The sequence below is a fragment of the Cellulomonas sp. P4_B5_2 genome, assembly GCF_056402235.1.
The window spans coordinates 1-2472 of the sequence record NZ_JBFUHU010000430.1 but is presented as its reverse complement, the minus strand read 5'-3'; the positions used below and the strand labels follow the sequence as shown (position 1 = coordinate 2472).

2 protein-coding genes and 2 pseudogenes are annotated in these 2472 nt (G+C 73.6%); 1 reads left to right on the top strand and 3 read right to left on the bottom strand.

Annotation, left to right across the window (positions count from 1 at the left end):
* From AC1DUQ_RS20625 to AC1DUQ_RS20615, 3 genes and pseudogenes are all read right to left on the bottom strand, one after another.
* Positions 1-328: pseudogene (locus tag AC1DUQ_RS20625) on the bottom strand (CHAT domain-containing protein); the annotation flags it as partial.
* A gap of 5 nt (positions 329-333) precedes the next feature.
* Positions 334-837, bottom strand: a complete 504-nt coding sequence (locus tag AC1DUQ_RS20620) for a carboxypeptidase regulatory-like domain-containing protein (RefSeq protein WP_477061358.1) — start codon at positions 835-837, stop codon at positions 334-336.
* Positions 834-1463: an RNA polymerase sigma factor gene (locus AC1DUQ_RS20615; RefSeq protein WP_477061357.1), complete on the bottom strand. Its 630-nt coding sequence runs from the start codon at positions 1461-1463 to the stop codon at positions 834-836. The genes AC1DUQ_RS20620 and AC1DUQ_RS20615 overlap by 4 nt, the downstream gene beginning before the upstream one ends.
* 291 nt (positions 1464-1754) lie before the next feature.
* On the opposite strand from AC1DUQ_RS20615, the pseudogene AC1DUQ_RS20610 reads away from it, so the two are divergent.
* Positions 1755-2472 (top strand): annotated as a pseudogene (locus AC1DUQ_RS20610) (peptidase S32); the annotation flags it as partial.

Below are 2472 nucleotides of genomic sequence, written 5' to 3'. Positions count from 1 at the left end.
GGCCGGAGACCGCCGGACGCAGCCCGCGCCAGCCCCCGCCCGACTCCTCCTGCTCCACCAGCATCGCGTCGAGCCGCTCGAGCACGGGGCGTGGCCCGCCCCGGGTCTCGAAGTCGCACTTGGCGAGCTCGACGAGCGCGCGACCGCGCCACCGGGCGACCTCCGGCGTCGGGGGCATCGCGTCGAGCGCGCGCAGCGCAGGACGCAGCCGACGACGCGCGCGGGTGGGCCGACCCTCCGCGTTGTCGTCGTCCGCTCGTTGCACCTGCTCGGCCAGCGCGCCGAGTGACGGCGATCCGGCCGCCGCCGGACCGCCGGGTTCGGCCATCTGCGCTAGAGCTCGATCTGCGGGGTGACGATGGGGACCGTCGGCTCCGAGGGACGCCGGAGCACCAGCCGCGCAGGTCCGCGCTCGATGTCGGAGAACGAGAAGCGGCCGTCCACGTCCGACGTCGTCGACGTCACGTCACCGCCCTGGTGCAGCTCCACGGACAGCTCGCCCGCCGGCGCCGCCCAGCCGTCGACCCGCACGCGACCCGCCTCGGCGTGCACCGAGATCATCACGGTGAGCACGTCGGTGGTGAACGTGATGGTGCCGGCCTCGATGCTCGTCTCGTCCGCGCGGACGGCGAGCGCAGGCTCACCGACCAGGTGCAGCTCGGCCACCTCCGCGTGCATCGCCTCGATGGTCAGCGCCATGCCGATGCTCTCGATGAGGCCCGGCGGTACGGGGTCCGCGCGCTCGACCAGCTCCGCCAGACGGTTCAGGATGCGCCGGTCGTCGATGTCCAGGCCACCCGCGGCGACGAGCGCGAGGGTCCTCTCGTCGGTGCTCATGACACGCTCCAGGCGGGGTCGGAGGCGAGTGCGACGCGGAGCTTGGCGAGGCAGCGGCCGCGGGTGGGTCCGATGCTCCCCACCGGCATGCCGAGCGCCCGGGAGACCACCCCGTAGTCCGGGCGGTCGACCAGCGCGACCAGGCCGAGCAGCCGCCGGCACCGGTCGGGCAGCTCGGCGACATGCTGCCAGAGCAGCTTGTCCCGCTCGGAACGCACCGCGACCGTGTCGGGCAGGTCGTCCGCCGGTGCGGCGAGCCAGTCGGTCACGTGCTCGTCCTGCTCCTGTCGGACCATCTCGTCGCGGCTGCGCCGCACGGACCTCCACGCGGCGCGCTTGGCGGTGACGAGCATCCACTGGAGAGTCGCGCGGGGATCGCGGATCGACTCGATGTCCCGCACGAGGGTCAGCCAGGTGTTCTGCACGATGTCCTGCGCCAGCTCGGGGTCGGCCCCCTGGGCGCGCACGGTGTGCCACAGCAAGGGAGTCATCACCTGCACCAGGGCGGCGAGCGGCGCGCGGTCTCCGTCGCGGTAGGCGACCACCGCGCGGGCCGCCTGGTCGGCGAGCCCCTCACCCTGGCTGCGGAGCTCGGTGTCCACCGGCTCCACCAGGTCGTCACTCATCATGGACCCCTCACAGGCAGGCCTCGTCGGGCGGCCGCCCCGCACACAGTAGGACGACCCGGACAACCCCGACAAGGAAATCGGCGTCGCTCGCCGCTGCCCCGGGCAAGCCGCTGGTGACGGCCTGCCCCCGCGAGCACCCGCGGGCGACCCCACTCGACCGGGTCGACGAAGAGGAGCCCCCTCTCGGCAGCCAGATACATCTCTGCGAGTGTTCGTTCCTGGCGGATGTATCTAGCCCGACTTCACCCGCTCCTGACGAGCACCCGACCGGTTGAGGAGACGCGCGACATGACTGAGCAGGACCCCACACCCGACCCGTACACCCGCGAGCAGATCCGTACGACGAAGCGCACCGTCGAGGACGCGCTCATCGCCCGGCCCGGCGTGGTGGGGGTCGACATCGGCGAGAAGTGGTCGGACGGGTCGCCCACCGGCCGGCAGGCGATCGTGGTCCACGTCGAGCGCAAGCGCGCCGCCGGTGACCTGCCCGACAGCGAGCGCATCCCCAGCGAGATCGACGGCATCCCCACCGACGTCGTCGAGCACCGCGTGCGGCTCCTGTCCGACGCGGAGCCCACCCCGGCGAGCAAGCGCGTGCGACCACTCGCCGGCGGCATCAGCATCGGACCCGCCGCCCCGGTGACGATCCCCGTGGACGGCACGGCCCAGCTGCGGTCGGTCAACGGCACGCTCGGCGTGCTGGTGTACGAGCGGCACACCGGCCAGACCTTCGGCCTGACGAACTGGCACGTCGCGGCGGGCGACGGGCTCGAGGACGTCGCGAGCACGTGGATCCAGCCGGCGCTCGCCGACGGCGGGAACCCCCGGTCCGACCGCGTCGGCGCGCTGGTGCGCGGGGCGCTGACCGACCACATCGACGCGGCCGTCGTCGCACTGGCGCCCGGTGCACCCTGGGTGCCGGGCATCGTGGGCATCGGGCCCGTGACGGGGTCCGAGCCCGCCACCGAGGGGTCGGCCGTCCGCAAGACCGGCCGGACCACGGGGC